This window comes from Paraburkholderia sediminicola, assembly GCF_046027825.1.
Taxonomy (GTDB): domain Bacteria; phylum Pseudomonadota; class Gammaproteobacteria; order Burkholderiales; family Burkholderiaceae; genus Paraburkholderia; species Paraburkholderia sediminicola_D.
Window position 1 is genome coordinate 1 of record NZ_JAQQDU010000011.1, and the last position, 20897, is coordinate 20897.

Genomic DNA, 20897 nt, shown 5'->3' on the forward strand with positions numbered 1-20897 from the left:
CGGCTGCAAAGAAACCGTCCGTGGCGTGACGGTGCGGCCACAGTGACAGGTAATCGCCCATTTCCAGGTCGATGCGCTGCTCGGCCAGTACGTCGCGCGCCGGCACCAATGCGAAGTCCGGATGGTTGGCGAGGAATTGCTGCACGACGGCTTCGTTTTCCTCTTCCAGAATCGAACAGGTGGCGTAGACGAGACGGCCACCCTTCTTCACCAGACGCGAGGCGCTGGCGAGAATCGACGCCTGCTTCGGTGCCAGTTCGGCGACCGACTCCGGCGACTGGCGCCATTTCAGGTCAGGGTTACGGCGCAGCGTACCCAGGCCGCTGCACGGCGCATCGACCAGCACGCGGTCGATCTTGCCGGCCAGACGCTTGATCTTCGCATCGTGTTCGCTGTCGATCAGCACCGGATTCACGTTCGACAGGCCGCTGCGCGCGAGGCGCGGCTTGAGCTTGGCCAAACGGCGCTCGGAGACGTCGAATGCGTACAGACGGCCGGTAGAGCGCATCGCCGCGCCCAGCGCCAGCGTCTTGCCGCCCGCGCCCGCGCAGAAATCCACGATCATTTCGCCGCGCTTGGGCGCGACTAGCGAACACAGCAACTGGCTGCCTTCGTCCTGGACTTCAACCCAGCCGTGCTGGAACGCGTCGAGCTTGGTGAGCGGCGGCTTGCCGACCACCCGCACGCCGAACGGCGCGAAAGGCGTCGCGCCCCCTTCGATGCCGGCCTTCGATAGTGCGTTCAGCACGTCGTCACGGCTTGCCTTGATCGGGTTTGCGCGCAGGTCCAGCGGCGCCGGATAGTTCAGCGCGGCGGCCAGTTGCGCCAGTTCCGCGGGTTCGAAACGCTTGGAGAGCGCCTGATGGATCCAGTCGGGCAGATTCAGGCGAATCCGCAGCGGCAGGCTTTCCGGGTCAATCTTCGCGACGTGTTCGAGCCAGTGCGATTCGGTTTCCGACAAGAACGGCTTGAGGGCCGTGCGGCCCGCTGTCTGCATCAGTCCCAGCAAGGCCATACGGCGCGCCGGGCTGCCCGCGCCGCCTTCGGCCAGGTGGGCGAATTCCATCCGGCGACGCAGCACCGCGAAGACCGCCTCGGCGATCACGCCGCGCTCGCCATGCCCGAGCTTCGGATGCGCGCGGAAAAAGCGGCTCGTCGTGGCGTCGGCCGGGCCGTTCAGTTTCAGGACTTCAGCCAGCAAAGTCTCAGTTTGTCCAATCAAAAAACCATGTAATCTCATGCGCCCTCTCCGGCGGTGTGACCGGCAAAGAGCCATTGCGGCTCCGGCGGCGTAAGCGTGACACGCAAGCCGTCGAGGGCAAGACGCCCTTCGACGAACCAGCGCACCGCGCGTGGATAAATAATATGTTCGGTTGCCAGCACGCGTTCCGCGAGCATGGCGGGGGTGTCGCCAGCCTCGACGGGGACGGCCGCCTGCGCGACGATCGGCCCGTGATCCAGCTGCGACGTGACAAAATGCACCGACGCGCCGTGCAGGCGCACGCCGGCGTCAAGCGCCTGTTGATGGGTTTTCAGGCCCGGAAAGCTCGGCAGCAGCGACGGGTGCACGTTCAGCATGCGCCCGGCGTAGTGGTCGACGAAACCGGCCGTGAGCACCCGCATGAAGCCGGCCAGCACGACCAGATCGGGCCCGAAACGGTCGATTTCTTGCGCCAGCGCGGTGTCGAAGCCGTCGCGATCGGGAAACTGGCGGTGGTCGACCACCGCCGTGGCAATGCCGTGCGACGCTGCGAACGCAAGGCCCGCGGCGTCAGGACGGTTGGCAATCACGGCGGCGACTTGCGCCGCCCAGCCCTCGTCCGCGCAGGCGCGAATGATAGCTTCCATGTTGCTTCCCCGTCCGGAAATCAGGATGACGAGTTTTTTCATCCGTGGATTTTATCATTCGGGGGACACTGAAACGGCGACGCGCCGCCGTCTCGTGCGTTGAGCGTTTATAATCGTTTGTTTTGCGGCTCCTCGGCCGCCCTACCTCAAACCCGCTATCGTGAGAGTCTTCCGCGGTCTTCCCAATGCTGAAAGCCGTGCGCCCTGCGCACTGACCATCGGCAACTTCGACGGTGTCCACCGCGGCCATCAGGCTTTGCTCGCCCACGTCCGGGCCGCAGCCGATGCACGCGGCCTGCCCGTCTGCGTGATGACCTTCGAGCCGCACCCGCGCGAGTTCTTCAATCCGGCTGGCGCGCCGCCGCGAATCGCAATGCTGCGCGACAAGCTCGAGGCGCTGCGCACCAACGGCGTCGATCGGGTCGTGGTCGAGCATTTCAATCACACCTTCGCGAGCCAGTCGCCGGATGCGTTTGTCGAACGGATCATCGTCAACGGGCTGCATGCGCGCTGGGTGATGATCGGCGACGACTTCCGCTACGGCGCGAAGCGCGCGGGCGATTTCGCGTCGCTCAAGACCGCCGGTGAGCAGTACGGTTTCGAAGTCGAGCAGATGGGCACCGTGGCCGATCCGTCGGGCGCGCGCATTTCCAGCTCGGGCGTGCGCACGGCGCTGGTGGCAGGCGATCTCGACTCGGCGCGCGCCGCGCTGGGCCGCGACTACCTGATCAGCGGCCATGTCGTGCATGGCATGAAGCTCGGCCGCGATCTCGGTTTCCCAACGCTCAATCTGCCGATCGCGCATAAGCGTCCGGCACTGGCGGGCATTTTTGTGGTGCGCGTGCATGGCGTGGCGGACGAACCGTTGCAGGGCGTCGCCAGCCTCGGCTTGCGCCCCACTGTCGACGATTCCGGCCGCGTGCTGCTCGAGGTGCATCTGCTCGACTGGCACGGCGACGCGTATGGCAAACTCGTGCGCGTCGAATTCCTGAAAAAGCTGCGTGACGAGGAAAAGTACGTCGACCTCGAAACGTTGACCGCCGCCATCGCGCGCGACGTCGCCAATGCGCGCGCGTGGTTCGCGGCCGTCGGCACCGGCACGCCGGGCAGCCGTTCCACCGGTTTCGCCACCTCGGCCACCGACCGAATTAGATAGCCGCCGCGGTACATGCTAGCGCGCCAAGTGCTGCATGTACCCACCGCTGCGCGCATCGAAGGGCGTCCGTGTGGATCACGCGACATGCCTGCCGGGCGCGCCCAACGCCCTGCGCTTCGTGCGCAACCCGCAGCTTCGCTGCGCTTAGAAAGAATTCACCGCGACCTCATCATGAGCAACAAGAAAGCCGATTCGAAACCGCAGTCACGCTACCCGGTCAACCTGCTCGACACGCCGTTCCCGATGCGTGGCGACCTGCCCAAGCGCGAGCCGCAATGGGTCAAGGAATGGCAGGAGCGCAAGGTCTACGAGACGATCCGCGCGGCCAGCAAAGGCCGTAAGAAGTTCATTCTGCACGACGGCCCGCCGTATGCGAACGGCGACATCCACCTCGGCCACGCGGTGAACAAGATCCTCAAGGACATGATCGTCAAGGCGCGCAATCTGGCGGGCTTCGACGCCGTCTACGTGCCGGGCTGGGATTGCCACGGCATGCCGATCGAAATCCAGATCGAAAAGCAGTTCGGCAAGTCGCTGCCGGCCGCTGAAGTGATGCAGAAGGCGCGCGCCTACGCGACCGAGCAGATCGAGAAGCAGAAGGTCGGCTTCCGCCGCCTGGGCGTGCTCGGCGACTGGGACAACCCGTACAAGACGATGAACTTCACGAACGAAGCCGGCGAAATCCGCGCGCTCGCGAAGATCATGGAAAAGGGCTACGTGTTCCGCGGCCTGAAGCCGGTCAACTGGTGTTTCGACTGCGGTTCGGCGCTGGCCGAGGCGGAAGTTGAATACGCAGACAAGACCGATCCGACCATCGACGTGCTGTTCAGCTTCGCCGAGCCGGAAAAGACCGCGCAGGCTTTCGGCCTGGCTGCACTGCCGCGCAACGAAGGCGGAATCGTGATCTGGACCACCACGCCGTGGACCATCCCCGCCAACCAGGCGCTAAACCTGCACCCGGAAATCGTCTACGCGCTGGTCGATACGCCGCGCGGCTTGCTGATCCTCGCCGAAGAGCGCGTTGAAGCGTGCCTGAAACAGTACGAACTGGAAGGCACAGTCATCGCGACCACGCCGGGCGCGAAGCTCGTCAATCTGCGCTTCAATCATCCGCTCGCAGCCGCCCATCCGGCCTACAAGCGTACGGCGCCGGTTTATCTCGGCGACTACGTGACGACCGATTCGGGTACGGGTGTGGTCCACTCGTCACCGGCGTACGGCGTCGAAGACTTCGTGTCCTGCAAGGCACACGGCATGGCCGATTCGGACATCATCAACCCGGTGATGGGCGACGGCCGTTACATCGAATCACTCGCGCTGTTCGGTGGCCTGTCGATCTGGGCGGCCAATCCGCAGATCGTCGAAGCCCTGCAAGCCGCCGGCACGCTGCTGCGCACCGAGAACTATCGGCACAGCTACATGCACTGCTGGCGCCACAAAACGCCGATCATCTATCGTGCGACCTCGCAATGGTTCGCCGGCATGGATGTGAAGCCGAACGACACCGACAAGACGCTGCGCGAAACCGCGCTCGAAGGCATCGAGAACACCGCCTTCTATCCGGCGTGGGGCAAGCAGCGCCTGTTCAGCATGATCGCGAATCGCCCGGACTGGACGCTGTCGCGTCAGCGCCAATGGGGCGTGCCGATGGCGTTCTTCGTGCACAAGGAAACCGGCGAGCTGCATCCGCGCACGCTGGAACTGCTCGAAGAAGTCGCGCAACGCGTCGAGAAGGCCGGTATCGAAGCGTGGCAAACGCTCGACCCGCGCGAACTGCTCGGTGACGACGCCAACATGTACGAAAAGAACCGCGACACGCTGGACGTCTGGTTCGATTCGGGCACCACGCACTGGCACGTGCTGCGCGGCTCGCATAAAGACGAACTGCAATTCCCGGCTGACCTGTATCTGGAAGGCTCGGACCAGCACCGCGGCTGGTTCCACTCGTCGCTGCTGACCGCTTCGATGCTCGACGGCCGTCCGCCGTACAACGCGCTGCTCACGCACGGTTTCACCGTCGACGGCGAAGGCCGCAAGATGAGCAAGTCGCTCGGCAACGGTATCGATCCGCATGAAGTGTCGAACCGCCTCGGCGCGGAAATCATCCGTCTGTGGATCGCATCGACCGATTACTCGGGCGAACTGGCGATCTCCGAAGAGATCCTGAAGCGCGTGACGGAAGGCTATCGCCGCATCCGCAACACGCTGCGCTTCCTGCTCGCGAACCTGTCGGACTTCGACTTCGCGCAACATGCGCGTCCGGTCGAAGACTGGCTCGAGATCGATCGTTACGCAGTGGCGCTGTCGGCGAATCTGCAGAACGACATCCTCTCGCACTACGACAAGTACGAGTTCCACCCGGTGGTCGCGAAACTGCAGACGTTCTGCTCGGAAGACCTGGGCGGTTTCTACCTGGACGTGCTGAAAGACCGCCTGTACACCACGGCGGTCGACTCCGTCGCGCGCCGTTCGGCTCAGACCGCGCTGTATCACATCGCACACGGCCTGCTGCGTCTGATGGCGCCGTTCCTGTCGTTCACCGCGGAAGAAGCGTGGAAGATCTTCTCGCCGAACAGCGAAACGATCTTCACCGAGACCTATCACGCGTTCCCGGCAGTCCCGCAAGCCGGTGAGCTGCTCGACAAATGGACGCTGCTGCGCGCCGCGCGTAGCGACGTGACCAAGGCACTGGAAGAAGCACGCGTCGCGAACCTGATCGGTTCGTCACTGCAGGCGGAAGTCGAAATCCGCGCGAGCGGCGCGCGTTACGACGCGCTCACAAGTCTCGGCGACGACCTGAAGTTCGTGCTGATCACGTCGGCGGCGAACGTCGTGAAGGTCGACAGCGAAGCGGAAGAAGGTGTCGAAGTGATCGCTTCGAAGTATCTGAAGTGCGAACGCTGCTGGCACTACCGCGCGGACGTCGGCGCCAACGCCGAGCACCCCAACCTGTGCGGCCGCTGCTTCAGCAACCTGTTCGGCAACGGCGAAACGCGGAGCGCGGCATAATGGCAAAAACCATGTCGAAAACGTCGGCCAGCAACAGTTCGCTGGCACCGTGGCTTGGCGTCGCGCTGATCGTGATCCTGTTCGATCAGCTGACGAAAATCGCGGTCCAGAAGGTGTTTGCCTACGGTGTTCCGCATGAGGTCGCGCCGTTTTTCAACCTGATCCTCGTGTACAACCGTGGCGCCGCCTTCAGCTTCCTCGCGATGGCGGGCGGCTGGCAGCGCTGGGCGTTCACCGCGCTCGGCGTGGTCGCGGCACTGGTGATCTGCTACCTGCTCAAGCGTCACGGCGGACAGAAAATGTTCTGCACGGCGCTCTCGCTGATTCTCGGCGGTGCGCTCGGCAATGTGATTGACCGGCTCGCGTACGGCCATGTGATCGACTTTCTCGACTTCCACGTCCGCACGTGGCACTGGCCGGCGTTCAATCTCGCCGACAGCGCGATCACGATCGGCGCGATCCTGCTCGTGCTCGACGAGTTGCGGCGCGTGCGCAGTACGCGCTAGTTTGAAGGCCGGCAGCGGTGCACAGTGCCGCTGCCCGCTACCACGCTTTGTCGGAGGCTTTCGTTGGCAACCGCAGAACTCGCAGGAAAACACCTTGTCCTCGGCATGACAGGCGGCATTGCCTGCTACAAGATCGCCGAGCTCACACGCCTCCTGACCAAGGCCGGCGCGACCGTGCAGGTCGTGATGACCGAAGCGGCCACGCAGTTCATCACCCCTGTCACCATGCAGGCGCTGTCCGGCCGCCCCGTCTATACGAGCCAGTGGGACGGCCGCGTGCCGAACAACATGGCGCACATCGATCTGTCGCGTGAAGCCGACGCGATCGTCATTGCGCCCGCCTCGACCGATTTCCTCGCCAAGCTCGCCCACGGCATGGCCGACGATCTGCTGTCGACGCTGTGCGTCGCACGCGATTGTCCGCTGCTGGTCGTGCCCGCGATGAACCGGCAGATGTGGCAGAACCCGGCCACCCAACGCAACGTCGCGCAACTGCGTGCGGACAGTATTGAGGTGCTGGGCCCCGATTCGGGTCCGCAAGCGTGCGGCGAAATCGGTGACGGGCGCATGCTCGAAGCGGCAGCGACTTACGAAGCGATCGCGTCGTTCTTCTCGCCCAAGATCCTGTCCGGTCATCGCGTGTTGCTGACCGCCGGCCCGACCTTCGAACCGCTCGATCCGGTGCGTGGCATCACCAATCGTTCGAGCGGCAAGATGGGTTTTGCACTGGCGCGCGCCGCGCAGCAAGCGGGCGCCGAAGTGCATCTGGTCGCGGGCCCTGTCGCACTGGAAACACCGTGGGGCGTGTTCCGCGAAGACGTGCAAAACGCGCAGCAAATGCACGACGCGGTAATGCGCTCGGTGGCCGACGCCGACATCTTCATCGGCGTGGCTGCGGTGGCCGACTGGCGCGTCGATCACGCCAGCGAACACAAGATCAAGAAGACCGCCGAGCGCGCGCTGCCCACCTTCACGTTTGTCGAGAATCCGGACATTCTGGCCGCGGTCGCCAAGCTGCCGCGGCCGCCGTTCGCAGTCGGCTTTGCAGCGGAAAGCGGCGATCTAGAAGTGCATGGCGAAGAAAAGCGCGCGCGCAAGAACGTGCCGCTTCTGATCGGCAATCTCGGTCCGCTGACGTTCGGCCTCGACGACAACGAAGTGATCCTGTTCGAAGCAGGCGGTGCAACGAAGCTGCCGCGCGCCGACAAGCAGACGCTCGCGCGCGCCCTGATCGTCGAAATTGCGAAGCGTCTGCCCGATACAAGTCTGATCCGCTAAAGCCGCGAGGCGGCACACGCTGAATGTGCCGCCAGCCGCTTTGGCGCACCGAATCATCTGGAGCAGTACTGACATGACGCTACTTTCCGTGCTCGATCAAACGCCCGTGATCGGCGGGCACTCAGTGGCGGACGCCATCGCCGCTACCATCGAACTCGCGCAGCTGGCTGACGACCTCGGCTACACGCGCTATTGGTGCGCCGAGCATCACGGCTTGCGCGGCGTGTCGAATCCCAGCCCCGAGGTGATGCTGGCGCGCCTCGGCAGCGTGACCCAACGCATTCGCCTGGGTTCCGGCGGCGTGATGCTGCCGTACTACAGCCCATTCAAAGTCGCCGAGCAATTCATGATGCTCGAGGCGCTCTTTCCTAATCGCATCGACCTCGGCGTGGGGCGCGCCCCTGGTGGCGACATGCGCACAGCGCAGGCGGTCGCGGCCGGCGCCTACAACCGCGGCGACATTTTCCCGCAGCAGGTTGCCGATCTGGTGGGTTTGATGCACGGCACGTTGCCTGAAGATCACCTTGCGCATGGCGTGTTGCTGCAACCGCAGATCGCTACGCGACCGCAGCTGTGGATGCTCGGCTCAAGTGAATTCGGTGGCCTGCTGGCGGCACAACTCGGTATCCGCTTTGCGTTCGCGCATTTCATCAACGCGCATTTTGGGCATCAGGTGGCGCTTGCCTATCGCGAGCGCTTCAAAGCCAGCCTGGAAACGCAACAGCCCTATCTGGCGGCCGCCGTATTCGTGATCTGCGCGGACACCGAACAGGAAGCCGCCGATCTGGAAAAGGCCGTCGACTTGCGTCGCGTGCAAATGGCCTACGGCCTGAACGAGCCGATTCCAACCGTCGAACAAGGCATCGCGCAGGAATACGGCGAGCGCGAGCGGCTGGTGATCGACCGCGAGAAACCCCGCAGCATCATCGGCACGCCGGAAACCGTCACTGAGCGGCTCCATGCCTTGCAGGAACAGTTCCAGGCCGACGAGCTGATCGTGCTCACCGTAGCCGGCAGCTATCGCGCCCGGCTGCGCTCCTATGAACTTCTTGCCGATGCGCTCCAACTCGGACGCCCGGCCTCCACCCCTTAAACCTTCGAACCTGCATGAAACTCGACCTGAAGATTCTCGACGCGCGCATGCGCGACCAACTCCCGGCCTACGCCACCACCGGCAGCGCGGGCCTCGACCTGCGCGCCTGCCTCGACGAGCCGTTGACGCTGAAACCCGGCGAGACCGCGCTGGTGCCGACGGGTCTGGCGATTCACGTTGCCGATCCGGGTTATGCGGCATTGATTCTGCCGCGTTCGGGTCTGGGTCATAAGCATGGGATCGTGCTGGGGAACCTGGTCGGCCTGATCGATTCGGATTACCAGGGCCAGTTGATGATCTCGACGTGGAATCGTGGCGAGACCACGTTCGTGCTGAATCCGATGGAGCGCCTTGCGCAACTTGTGATCGTGCCGGTGGTCCAGGCCGAGTTCACTATCGTCGACGATTTCGAAACTAGCGAACGTGGCGCGGGTGGGTTCGGCAGCACGGGCAAGCACTAAGACACGAGAATGTCCTAAGCGCGAAGGCATCGCTTGCTTCTGACAAGCGCTCAGCACAACGCAAAAAGCAGAACGGCGCGGGGTTCAACCCGCGCCGTTCTGCTTTCAGGTAAGACCTGAACTTACTCGACCGACTTACTCAACCTCAACCGCTTCCGGATTCGGATTGCGCGGCGCCGGATGCTCGTCGAAGGTCAACTGCACCTTGTCCTCCGCATCCACGTCGACCGTTACGCGACCGCCGTTCATCAGCTTGCCGAACAGCAGCTCGTCGGCCAGCGCACGACGGATCGTGTCCTGGATCAAACGCTGCATCGGCCGCGCGCCCATCAGCGGATCGAAACCGTGCTTGGCGAGATGCTGGCGCAGCGCGTCGGTGAAGAGCGCGTCGACCTTCTTCTCATGCAGTTGATCTTCCAGCTGCATCAGGAACTTGTCGACCACACGCATGATGATTTCTTCATCGAGCGAACGGAAGCTGATCGTTGCGTCCAGACGGTTACGGAACTCCGGCGTGAACATGCGCTTGATGTCGACCATTTCGTCGCCGGTTTCCCGACGGTTCGTGAAGCCGATCACCGCCTTGCCCATTGCCTCAGCACCCGCGTTCGTCGTCATGATGATGATGACGTTGCGGAAATCCGCCTTGCGGCCGTTGTTGTCCGTCAGCGTGCCGTGGTCCATCACCTGCAGCAGCACGTTGTAGATGTCCGGATGCGCCTTCTCGATTTCGTCGAGCAGCAGCACGCAGTGCGGCTTCTTCGTGACGGCTTCGGTCAACAGACCGCCCTGATCGAAACCGACATAGCCCGGCGGCGCACCGATCAAACGGCTCACCGCATGACGCTCCATGTATTCCGACATGTCGAAGCGGATCAACTCGATCCCCAGCGTGAAGGCCAGTTGCTTCGCCACTTCCGTCTTGCCGACGCCCGTCGGCCCGGAGAACAGGAACGCGCCGATCGGCTTGTCCAGCTTGCCGAGGCCCGCGCGCGCCATCTTGATCGCGGCCGACAGCGCATCGATGGCCGGGTCTTGCCCGAACACCACGCTCTTCAGATCGCGGTCCAGCGTTTGCAGCTTGCTGCGATCGTCTTGCGACACGCTTTGCGGCGGGACGCGGGCGATCTTCGAGATGATTTCTTCGATCTCGTTCTTGCCGATGGTCTTCTTCTGCTTCGACTTCGGCAGGATGCGTTGCGCCGCGCCCGCTTCGTCGATCACGTCGATCGCCTTATCCGGCAGATGACGATCCGTAATGAAGCGTGCCGACAATTCAGCCGCAGCCGACAGCGCACCCGACGAATACTTCACGCCGTGGTGCTCTTCGAAGCGCGACTTCAGGCCACGCAGGATCGCCACCGTCTGTTCGACGGTCGGCTCGGTCACATCGACCTTCTGGAAACGGCGCGACAAAGCCGCGTCTTTTTCGAAGATGCCGCGATATTCCGTGAACGTGGTCGCACCGATGCACTTCAGCGTGCCCGACGACAAGGCCGGTTTCAGCAGATTCGATGCGTCCAGCGTGCCGCCCGACGCAGCGCCCGCGCCAATCAGCGTATGAATTTCGTCGATGAACAGGATCGCGTGCGGACGTTCTTTCAATTCCTTGAGGACCGTCTTCAGGCGCTGTTCAAAGTCGCCGCGATACTTGGTGCCGGCGAGCAGCGCGCCCATGTCGAGCGAATACACCTGGGCATCGGCCAGAATATCCGGCACTTCGCCGCGCGTAATGCGCCAGGCGAGCCCTTCGGCGATCGCCGTCTTGCCGACGCCGGCCTCACCGACCAGTAGCGGATTGTTTTTGCGCCTGCGGCACAGCACCTGCACCACGCGCTCGACTTCCGACTCGCGCCCGATCAGCGGATCGATGCGGCCGTCTTTCGCCATCTGGTTCAGGTTCTGCGTGAACTGGGCGAGCGGCGTTTCCTTCTGCGCGGCGGCTTCGTCGGACTCGGCATTCGCGTCGCTCGCTTTCGCGGCGTCCGTGCTGCTGGTCTTGGCAATGCCATGCGAGATGAAATTCACCACGTCCAGACGCGTCACGCCCTGCTGCTGCAGGTAGTACACCGCGTGCGAATCCTTCTCGCCGAAGATCGCCACCAGCACATTCGCGCCGGTCACTTCCTTCTTGCCGTTCGAGGTGGATTGCACATGCATGATCGCGCGCTGGATCACACGCTGGAAACCCAGCGTGGGCTGCGTGTCGACGTCGTCCGTGCCAGGCACGGTTGGCGTGTTGTCATGAATGAAATTGCGCAGGTTCTGGCGCAGATCCTCGATATTGGCCGCGCATGCACGCAACACCTCCGCGGCCGTTGGATTGTCCAACAGTGCCAGCAAAAGATGTTCGACCGTTATGAACTCGTGCCGCGCCTGGCGTGCTTCCATGAACGCCATGTGCAGGCTGACTTCCAGTTCCTGGGCAATCATGCTTCCTCCATCACACACTGCAGCGGATGCCCGGCCTGCCGTGCGTGGGTAACGACTTGCTCGACTTTGGTCGACGCGATGTCCCGCGTATAGACCCCACAAACTCCCCTGCCCTCGCGATGCACCTTCAACATGACCTGCGTTGCGGTTTCACGATCTTTATTGAAATATTCCTGCACGATCATCACGACAAATTCCATTGGCGTGAAGTCGTCATTCAGCAGCACCACCTTGTACATGGACGGCGGCTTCAGCTTCTTTTCCTGCCGCTCCAGTACGGTGCCGTCCTGCTTGTCCGGGATAATCGCCATACACCCATTCTAAACAACTAGGACAGGCCCGCAATCCTGTCAAAACCCGGCCGACCGGCCGGTGAGCCCGTTCGCTACCGCCTGATGGGTGATTACCCCCAAAAGCGTTGCGTCATTCGACGAGCCGATTGCGGAGCCGGCCCCTATCCAGTGATGCATCGCGGCCGTGCTGCGCCGCAGTCGGATCGAGTATCGCACAACCTGCCGGTACTGGCTGTGGGCACTCGCCCGGCCAGCGGACGGTGCGCGACCCGCAGAACAGCATGTGAGTCGATTATGCGACTTTTCAAGACGGCACGCTTGGGCAACCGCACATAAGAAAACAAAAGCGGGAAAAACCCTGGAAACGCCTGTTTGCAACGCGGCAACGGCATCTCAAAATTTTCTTGACACTCGAATAAAGAGCCTCAACAATCAAGCTGGCACTTTTTTCACTGAGCCATAATTCGAAAAAATGCCGATGGTGAGCTTGTGAGGAGGGAGCGGCTGCATCCCGCGGTCGTCGAGCTTTTCGAGGGCTCGTGGTAGTGACATGAGTTACAGGGGAAGTTGGAATGGCAACTGGTACGGTCAAATGGTTCAATGACGCAAAAGGTTTCGGATTCATCACGCCTGACGAAGGGGGTGAGGATCTGTTTGCACACTTCTCGGCCATCCAGATGAATGGGTTCAAGACCCTCAAGGAAGGTCAGAAAGTAACCTTCGAGGTCGTGCAAGGCCCGAAAGGCAAACAGGCATCGAACATCCAGGCACCTGCCTGACACTGTTCGTTACCCGTCCTTTGAAACCCGGCTCCGTGCCGGGTTTCTTTTTTGGGCGGCGCCTTCTAATTGCTTCTGATCTCTGGCCGCTCCTTACCCCGCCTCGTGACGTCGATAACGCGAATTTCCCAGATATCGGGTCTTGTCGGTCCTTTCTGTGGGCTTTCGATGCCTGCCCTACTATCTGGCGGCACGACGCGTTTCCGCACGTTGTATCTCGAGACTGCGAGCAAGGTCACCCTCATAGACCGCAATACCTTGATGACGCAGGTTCGACCTCACGTCGACTGCGGGCGTAATGCCAATGCTGTCGATGAGCCGACAGAAAGCATAGTCTTCCGACAGGTACATTCGCGTTTCAGGGTCGATCATCGTGTCGAAAAACGCGTAGAGAAACTCCGCTGGGTCGCCCACATCCAGCTCCGGACGGCCAGCGAGTCTCGACCGGCACTTGAGATCTGGAAAACGCTGCATCAGCGCCAGATACACCTCTCGTTTGATGAGCATGAATCCGGTGGGGGCATAGAGGACATCGAGAAAACCGTCTGCGTCCGGTTCCAGTGCGTCCGAGCGCGCGATTGCGGGATACATCACATGACATGCGCGAAAATCGGCTTTCGTCGAACCAGCCGGCAGACCCTGCTCCAGACCTCCGGCGGACCAACCGTCGATCTTCAACGGATAAACGCCTGCCACCACAGGACGATCAGCCCGCAAAAGGCGAACCACGTCCTCACCTTTGAAGCCGATATCGCCATCTATCCACATCAGATGGGTGAAGTGATCGTCCGCGAGAAACTCGGCCACCATCGTGTTGCGTGCCCGCGTGATCAGGCTGTCGAAACTGTTGAAGTTGACCCGCGTGCCGAAGCCGTGTTGACCCGCCGCATCATAGAGATCGAGAAGTCCGAGGGCATAGTCAGTCGTCACAACGGCGCCATAGCTGGGCGTCGCGACAAACACGTTTGCAGCTTTATCTTGTTGGGTCATTGAATTTTCACTCTCGTGCTGGGAATCTGGATGTCAGGCAGGGCGATGCGCCTTAACGATCAGTGGGGTAAATTCTTCGTCAGTCGTATGGTATCCGGCTCTGCGCCGCGCGCATCCCGATATAAACCTGCGGGGACAGACCGAAACGTCCGAATGGGAGCCGGTTATATCTCGACATGTGTGGGAAATCCGGACGGACGCACGCACTTACATGTTCAGTGTCGAAATACAAAAAACCCCGGCCGCCTCACGGCGCCGGGGTTTTGAATTCGAGCGGGAGAACCCGGCGCGAATCGCTTACATGTTTTCGATCAACACCTGACCAAAGCCCGAGCAGGACACTTGCGTCGCGCCTTCCATCAGCCGCGCGAAGTCATACGTCACCCGCTTTTGCAGAATCGACTTTTCCATCGACTTGATGATCAGGTCGGCCGCTTCGGTCCAGCCCATGTGGCGCAACATCATCTCAGCCGAGAGAATTTCCGAACCCGGGTTCACATAATCTTTGCCGGCGTACTTCGGCGCCGTGCCGTGCGTGGCTTCGAACATCGCGACCGAATCTGACAGGTTCGCACCCGGCGCAATCCCGATACCGCCGACTTGCGCGGCGAGCGCGTCTGAAACGTAGTCGCCGTTCAGGTTCAGCGTGGCGATCACGTCATATTCCGCCGGACGCAGCAGGATCTGCTGCAGGAACGCGTCGGCGATCACGTCTTTCACGACGATGTCGCCACCCGTCTTCGGGTTCTTGATCTTCATCCACGGACCACCGTCGATCAGCTCCGCGCCGAATTCCTTTTGCGCCAGCGCATAACCGTAGTCGCGGAATGCACCTTCCGTGAACTTCATGATGTTGCCCTTGTGCACCAGCGTGACCGAGCGGCGATTGTTGTCGAGCGCATACTGGATCGCCTTGCGCACCAGGCGCTCCGTGCCTTCGCGCGACACCGGCTTGATCCCGATCCCCGAGGTTTCAGGGAAGCGGATCTTCTTCACACCCATTTCTTCGCGCAGGAACTTGATGACCTTCTTCGCCTGTTCCGACTCAGCAGGCCATTCGATGCCGGCGTAAATGTCTTCCGAGTTCTCGCGGAAGATCACCATGTCGATCTTTTCCGGCTCACGCACCGGCGAAGGCACACCCTTGAAATACTGTATCGGGCGCAGGCAAACATACAGATCCAGTTCCTGACGCAGAGCGACGTTCAACGAACGGATACCACCGCCAACCGGCGTGGTGAGGGGCCCCTTGATCGAGACAACGTATTCCTTCAGCACCTGCAGCGTTTCTTCCGGCAGCCACACGTCCGGGCCGTACACCTTGGTCGATTTCTCGCCGGCGTAGATTTCCATCCAGTGGATTTTCCTCTTGCCTGCGTAAGCTTTTTCTACTGCGGCATCCACCACTTTCAACATCACCGGCGTGATGTCGAGGCCCGTTCCGTCGCCTTCGATATACGGAATGATCGGCTGGTCGGAAACATTGAGCGAGAAATCTGCGTTGACAGTGATCTTGTCACCGCCGGTCGGAACCTTGATGTGCTGATACGGCATGATCGGACTCCAGTGAAAGCTGTGCTGAAAGCTGGTGGGAGACTGCGAAAACTGGGTGCTCCTCGCTACGCGCAATGCCGGACGCCCGCGAGCGGCTAGGCCGTCTATTCTAGCCCACGCCGACGTGGCAACGAGCCCGTAGCGGCTTGGGGTTTTCCAACATTGTCGAAAATCAAATCAGCGAGGGTATTTACTCTTATATCTTATATAAGACATGAGATTTGCGGTTGCTCATTATGCATTATCATTCCGCCATTTACTATCGGGTCAGCGCCTCTCCCAGCCTGCGTCGCACGCCCCCGACGCAGCCGGCGCCGCTCGACCTTCATCGATTTCCTCTATGCGACTTCTCGCCCTGAACAAACCGTTCGGCACCATCTGTCAGTTTTCGCCGCACGAAACGCGGGCGTCACTGGCCGACTGGGTGAAAATACCCGACGTCTATCCGGCGGGCCGGCTCGACTCCGATAGTGAAGGGCTGCTGCTCCTCACCGACGACGGCGCGCTGCAAGCGCGCATCGCCGAGCCGCGTCACAAACTTGTCAAACGTTATTGGGCACAAGTGGAAGGCGCCGTCGATGAGGCCACGCTGAAGAAGCTCGCGCGCGGCGTCGATCTCGGCGATTACGTGACGCGGCCCTGCCGCGCCGAATACGTCGAGCCGACTGATTCGCTGTGGACACGCACGCCGCCGATCCGCTATCGCGCCGCGATTCCGACCACGTGGATCGAATTGTCGATCACCGAGGGCAAGAACCGCCAGGTGCGTCGCATGACTGCGGCGGTGGGTTTTCCGACGTTGCGTCTCGTGCGCGCCGGTGTCGGCGCACTCGATATTTTTTCTCTCGGTCTGCAGCCAGGAGAGAGTGTTGAATTGCCGCTGAACGCGCCATGGGAAGGTATCGTCTGAACGCGTTTACCGGCGTACTTCATCCGCATTGAACCCGCGCCGAACCTCTATTTTCCACAGCAGCGAAAAAGCTAACTCGTTGTATCCGCAAACAAATTCGCGCGTGAAACCAACATGAAAAACGCGTGAAACAATTGCGTTCACGATCGCGACGCAACCATTCATTTGCTTCAGTACGTCGGCATATAAATTTTCCACAAAAAACACGTCAACCGGTGCGCGAGCTCACGCGTTATTCGACGCAGATGCCGCCCGAAGCTATCCGGCATTCAGCCTTAAGGGCCTTTGTGCAAGCCGCTCTAGCGGTCAGTGCAGGGAGTCTGAGCGCTAAACAGACGCGTCGAAAAAATATCGATGCGGCTGTCAACCGAAAGGTGGATGGCACGTTTACCGACATGACTCTACATATAACCGGGTCATTTGGTTAATTAACTAAAGCTGAGGATTTACAAAATGAACAAACTGATCGCCGCTCTGGTCGCTGGCCTCTTCGCAACGGCAGCATTCGCACAAGCTTCGGCACCGGTGGCAGCATCGGCAGCTCCGGCTGCAGCAGCTTCGTCGGCAAAGAAGACCACGAAGAAGGCAGCACACAAGAAGTCGCACAAGAAGGCAGCAGCAGCAGCTGCAGCTTCGGGCGCTTCGGAGTAAGTTTGTTGTAAAAACGCAGTCAAGAACTCGCTTCATTGCCGTTCTTACGGCGTTGAAAGGCAGATCACCGCAAGGCGATCTGCCTTTTTGTTTTTGACGCGCTCGCGTAACATTCGCGGGTTAATTTCCAGCAAGGAGTCATGCCGTGCGATTTCCCATGCGCTCGTTGATTGCGCGTTTCGCTGTTGCCGTTGCACTGCCGCTCGCCGCGATGTCGTTCGTCGCGACGACCACTGCCCCCGCTCATGCGCAAGACATGCCGCCCGGCGCGAAGCAGCCCGGCGACTTTCCGCGCGCGAAGCTGACCGCGGGCATGTTCGTGATCGACGCGGCCGTCGCCGCCAACGACGCGGACCGCGAACAAGGCCTGATGTATCGCACGACCCTCGCGCCGAATGAAGGCATGCTGTTCGTCTTCAATGAAAACGCCGTGCATTGCTTCTGGATGAAGAACACGTTGATCCCGTTGTCGATCGCCTTCATGCGCGCCGACGGCACGGTCACCGACATCGACGAGATGCAGGCCGAGACCACCAACAATCACTGCCCGAAGAACAACGGCGTGTATGCGTTGGAAATGAGCAAGGGCTGGTTCTCATCGAAAGGCATCAAACCGGGGATGAAAATCCAGGGGTTGCCGGCCGCGCAATAAACGCGCGCCGACCTCGGCGACACCCCGCTGCATTGTCAGCGGCCGCTTTCCGGAAAAAGCCGGTGCCTTTCACGAGGCGCCGGCTTTTTTTGCGTTCTGCGCGGAGCACACAATGCGCGGCGCCACGCGGCAGAGGTCCGCGCCGCGCCCCGTCAGCCCTTACCAGCAGGCCGTCACACGCGGCTGGCAAGATTCCTGCAAAAGACAGGCCGACGCGCTATCCTAGTAATCTTAGCAAAGCAGCACCCAGGCTCCCCCGGGTAGCACAGACTGCCGCCCGGCAAGCGTTTCAGGCGCGCCATTTCAAGGAGGTTCACGTGCCCCGCAAGACTCCCATCGAGCGCTACCGGAATATCGGCATTAGCGCCCACATCGACGCCGGCAAAACCACCACCACCGAACGCATCCTGTTCTATACAGGCGTGACCCACAAGATCGGCGAGGTTCACGACGGTGCTGCGACGATGGACTGGATGGAACAGGAGCAGGAGCGCGGCATCACGATCACATCGGCTGCCACGACTGCTTTCTGGAAGGGTATGGCCGGCAACTATCCGGAACACCGGATCAACATCATCGACACCCCGGGTCACGTCGACTTCACAATTGAAGTGGAGCGCTCGATGCGCGTGCTCGACGGCGCGTGCATGGTGTACGACTCGGTGGGTGGTGTGCAGCCGCAGTCCGAAACCGTGTGGCGTCAGGCGAACAAGTACAAGGTGCCGCGCATTGCGTTCGTCAACAAGATGGACCGTGTGGGCGCGGACTTCTTCCGCGTGCAGCGGCAGATTGGTGATCGCCTGAAGGGCAACGCCGTACCGATCCAGATTCCGGTCGGCGCGGAAGACCATTTCCAGGGCGTGGTCGACCTCGTCAAGATGAAGGCGATCTACTGGGACGAAGAGAACCAGGGGATCAAATTCGAGTACCGGGACATTCCGCCCGAGCTCGAGGCGACCGCGAAGGAGTGGCACGACAAGATGGTCGAGGCTGCCGCTGAAGCGAGCGAGGAACTGCTCGACAAATACCTGCACGGCGGGACGCTAACCGAAGAGGAAATCAAGCACGGCATTCGTGTGCGCACCATCGCCAACGAGATCGTGCCGATGCTGTGCGGCAGCGCGTTCAAGAACAAGGGCGTGCAGGCCATGCTCGACGCGGTGATCGACTATCTGCCGTCGCCGCTCGACATCCCCGCAATTACCGGTCACGACGAGCACGACAACGAAATCGAGCGTCATCCGAAAGACGACGATCCGTTCTCCGCGCTCGCCTTCAAGATCATGACCGACCCGTTCGTCGGTCAGTTGATCTTCTTCCGCGTGTATTCGGGCGTGGTGAACTCGGGCGATACCGTCTACAACGCGACCAAGGAAAAGAAGGAACGCCTTGGCCGGATCCTGCAGATGCATGCGAACGAGCGCAAGGAAATCAAGGAAGTCTACTGCGGCGACATCGCCGCGGCAGTCGGCCTGAAAGAAGCGACCACGGGCGACACGCTGTGCGATCCGCAACATGTGATCATTCTTGAAAAGATGATCTTCCCGGAACCGGTGATTTCGCAGGCCGTCGAGCCGAAGACCAAGGTCGACCAGGAAAAGATGGGCATCGCGCTCAATCGTCTGGCGCAGGAAGACCCGTCATTCCGCGTGCAGACGGATGAAGAATCCGGCCAGACCATCATCTCCGGGATGGGCGAGTTGCACCTGGAAATTCTGGTCGACCGGATGAAGCGCGAGTTCGGCGTCGAGGCGACCGTCGGCAAGCCGCAGGTGGCTTACCGCGAAACGGTGCGCAATAAGGTCGAAGACGTTGAAGGCAAGTTCGTCAAGCAGTCGGGCGGCCGCGGCCAGTACGGCCACGCGGTGATCACGCTCGAACCGTCGGCGCAAGGCAAGGGCTACGAATTCGTCGACGCGATCAAGGGTGGCGTGATTCCGCGTGAATACATTCCGGCGGTCGACAAGGGCATTCAGGAAACACTGAAGGCCGGCGTGCTGGCGGGCTATCCGGTGGTCGACGTGAAAGTGACGCTGACCTTCGGTTCGTACCACGATGTCGACTCGAACGAAAACGCGTTCCGCATGGCCGGTTCGATGGCGTTCAAGGACGCGATGCGCAAGGCCAAGCCGGTGCTGCTCGAACCGATGATGGCCGTCGAAGTGGAAACGCCGGAAGACTTCATGGGCAACGTGATGGGCGATCTGTCGAGCCGTCGCGGCATGGTGCAAGGCATGGAAGACATCGCCGGCGGTGGTGGCAAGCTGGTGCGCGCCGAAGTGCCGCTCGCGGAGATGTTCGGCTATTCGACCTCGCTGCGTTCAGCCACGCAAGGTCGCGCGACCTACACGATGGAGTTCAAGCACTACGCTGAAACGCCGAACAACGTCGCGGAAGCCGTGATCAACGCGAAGCAGAAGTAAGCGCTACGGGTCGCAGCACGCCATGTGCTGCGACCCGCGTTGCAATGAAGGCCAATAGAAAAAAGCCCGTCCCCGGTGGATGGGCTTTTTTTGTCCGCGGCGGCGCCTGGGTCCGCCGGCAACACACACCCTGTTGAACGTGCAAAAATGCCAGACGGCGCCACGGCCAGCTCCCGGGCGCCTGCCCACGAGGAGACACACCATGAGCCAGGATCACGAACACCCGCACTACAAGGACGAGCAACCGTCAGCGCCGATCGACTGGCGCGAACACGGCGTCAAGGTCATCAAGGGCGATCAGCTCGACAGCAATACCGCACAAACACCCGGCATGAATCGCGCGGCGGCGATCAACGCGGCGCGCGTCGGTGCGCAGAAAATCTGGGCCGGCACCGTGACGATCCATCCGAATGCCAAGACCGGCGCGCATCATCACGGCGCGCTCGAAAGCGTGATCTACGTGGTACGCGGCCAGGCACGCATGCGGTGGGGCGAACATCTGGAGTTCACGGCCGAAGCCGGCCCGGGCGACTTCATCTTCGTGCCGCCCTATGTGCCGCATCAGGAAATCAACGCGAGCACCGACGATCCACTCGAATGCGTGCTGGTGCGCAGCGACAATGAAGCGGTGGTGGTGAATCTGAACATCGACGCGGTCGAAGCCCCGGAAACCGTGTTCTGGGTCGATCCGATTCACAAACATCCGCACGACCACTGAATCTCGCTTCGCCCTGCCCTCACCAGCCGGCTACGCGTGCCGGGTAAATCCAACTTGCCCTGCACGGCGGATCGGTAAGGTTTCCACGGCGGCGGCGCCACAACATCGGGTTCCGCGCTGCGGCATCCTGTGCATTTGCGTGG

General features: G+C 61.4%; 18 protein-coding genes. 12 read left to right on the plus strand and 6 right to left on the minus strand.

Features of this window, described 5'->3' with window-relative positions:
• Together PQQ96_RS08130 and purN are read right to left on the minus strand one after the other, a co-directional pair.
• Positions 1-1240: RsmB/NOP family class I SAM-dependent RNA methyltransferase (locus tag PQQ96_RS08130; RefSeq protein ID WP_408290653.1), on the minus strand; the 1240-nt coding region annotated here is incomplete at its 3' end.
• Complete coding sequence (gene purN / locus PQQ96_RS08135; protein WP_408290655.1) at positions 1237-1890, minus strand: phosphoribosylglycinamide formyltransferase; 654 nt, start codon at positions 1888-1890, stop codon at positions 1237-1239. The genes purN and PQQ96_RS08130, both read right to left, overlap by 4 nt.
• A 118-nt stretch (positions 1891-2008) precedes the next feature.
• Between purN and PQQ96_RS08140 the strand changes: the two genes are divergently transcribed.
• From PQQ96_RS08140 to dut, 6 genes are all read left to right on the plus strand, one after another.
• Positions 2009-3004: a bifunctional riboflavin kinase/FAD synthetase gene (locus PQQ96_RS08140; protein ID WP_408290656.1), complete on the plus strand. Its 996-nt coding sequence runs from the start codon at positions 2009-2011 to the stop codon at positions 3002-3004.
• A 171-nt stretch (positions 3005-3175) separates the two neighbouring features.
• Complete coding sequence (gene ileS, locus PQQ96_RS08145; protein ID WP_408290658.1) at positions 3176-6013, plus strand: isoleucine--tRNA ligase; 2838 nt, start codon at positions 3176-3178, stop codon at positions 6011-6013.
• Positions 6013-6519 (plus strand): signal peptidase II, encoded by a 507-nt coding sequence (lspA, locus tag PQQ96_RS08150; RefSeq protein ID WP_408290659.1) that lies wholly within the window; start codon positions 6013-6015, stop codon positions 6517-6519. The genes ileS and lspA overlap by 1 nt, the downstream gene beginning before the upstream one ends.
• 63 nt (positions 6520-6582) lie before the next feature.
• The gene (gene coaBC / locus PQQ96_RS08155) at positions 6583-7797 is read left to right on the plus strand and encodes a bifunctional phosphopantothenoylcysteine decarboxylase/phosphopantothenate--cysteine ligase CoaBC (protein ID WP_408290661.1); all 1215 of its coding nucleotides are present in this window, start codon (positions 6583-6585) and stop codon (positions 7795-7797) included.
• A gap of 73 nt (positions 7798-7870) precedes the next feature.
• Positions 7871-8890 (plus strand): LLM class flavin-dependent oxidoreductase, encoded by a 1020-nt coding sequence (locus tag PQQ96_RS08160; protein ID WP_408290663.1) that lies wholly within the window; start codon positions 7871-7873, stop codon positions 8888-8890.
• Between the two features lie 14 nt (positions 8891-8904).
• Positions 8905-9351 (plus strand): dUTP diphosphatase, encoded by a 447-nt coding sequence (gene dut / locus PQQ96_RS08165; protein WP_408290665.1) that lies wholly within the window; start codon positions 8905-8907, stop codon positions 9349-9351.
• Positions 9352-9486: 135 nt separating this feature from the next.
• Here dut and clpA read toward each other — a convergent pair whose 3' ends face one another.
• On the minus strand, positions 9487-11784 hold the full coding sequence (gene clpA / locus PQQ96_RS08170) for an ATP-dependent Clp protease ATP-binding subunit ClpA (RefSeq protein WP_408290667.1): 2298 nt from the start codon (positions 11782-11784) through the stop codon (positions 9487-9489).
• Positions 11781-12095: an ATP-dependent Clp protease adapter ClpS gene (gene clpS, locus PQQ96_RS08175; protein ID WP_006050100.1), complete on the minus strand. Its 315-nt coding sequence runs from the start codon at positions 12093-12095 to the stop codon at positions 11781-11783. Before clpS ends, clpA begins: the two co-directional genes overlap by 4 nt.
• A gap of 554 nt (positions 12096-12649) precedes the next feature.
• Here clpS and PQQ96_RS08180 point away from each other — a divergent pair.
• Positions 12650-12856 carry a cold-shock protein gene (locus tag PQQ96_RS08180; RefSeq protein WP_007180614.1) on the plus strand — a complete coding sequence of 69 codons (207 nt, stop codon included), beginning with the start codon at positions 12650-12652 and terminating at the stop codon, positions 12854-12856.
• A 180-nt stretch (positions 12857-13036) separates the two neighbouring features.
• On the opposite strand, the gene PQQ96_RS08185 is transcribed toward PQQ96_RS08180, so the two are convergent.
• Positions 13037-13846: a hypothetical protein gene (locus tag PQQ96_RS08185; RefSeq protein ID WP_408290669.1), complete on the minus strand. Its 810-nt coding sequence runs from the start codon at positions 13844-13846 to the stop codon at positions 13037-13039.
• A 297-nt stretch (positions 13847-14143) separates the two neighbouring features.
• A complete protein-coding gene (gene icd, locus PQQ96_RS08190; protein ID WP_408290670.1) occupies positions 14144-15400 on the minus strand; it encodes an NADP-dependent isocitrate dehydrogenase in 1257 nt (418 codons plus the stop codon).
• A 340-nt stretch (positions 15401-15740) separates the two neighbouring features.
• On the opposite strand from icd, the gene PQQ96_RS08195 reads away from it, so the two are divergent.
• The 5 genes from PQQ96_RS08195 to PQQ96_RS08215 all read left to right on the plus strand — a co-directional run bounded on the left by PQQ96_RS08195 (position 15741) and on the right by PQQ96_RS08215 (position 20754).
• Positions 15741-16310, plus strand: coding sequence for a pseudouridine synthase (locus tag PQQ96_RS08195; protein ID WP_408290672.1), 570 nt, complete (start codon positions 15741-15743; stop codon positions 16308-16310).
• Positions 16311-16763: 453 nt separating this feature from the next.
• Positions 16764-16961 carry a hypothetical protein gene (locus PQQ96_RS08200; protein WP_074282411.1) on the plus strand — a complete coding sequence of 66 codons (198 nt, stop codon included), beginning with the start codon at positions 16764-16766 and terminating at the stop codon, positions 16959-16961.
• Positions 16962-17106: 145 nt separating this feature from the next.
• The gene (locus PQQ96_RS08205; RefSeq protein ID WP_408290673.1) at positions 17107-17613 is read left to right on the plus strand and encodes a DUF192 domain-containing protein; all 507 of its coding nucleotides are present in this window, start codon (positions 17107-17109) and stop codon (positions 17611-17613) included.
• 317 nt (positions 17614-17930) lie between these two features.
• Positions 17931-20036, plus strand: coding sequence for an elongation factor G (gene fusA, locus PQQ96_RS08210; RefSeq protein WP_408290675.1), 2106 nt, complete (start codon positions 17931-17933; stop codon positions 20034-20036).
• A 202-nt stretch (positions 20037-20238) separates the two neighbouring features.
• A complete protein-coding gene (locus PQQ96_RS08215; RefSeq protein WP_097390236.1) occupies positions 20239-20754 on the plus strand; it encodes a cupin domain-containing protein in 516 nt (171 codons plus the stop codon).
• The last annotated feature ends 143 nt before the right edge of the window (positions 20755-20897 follow it).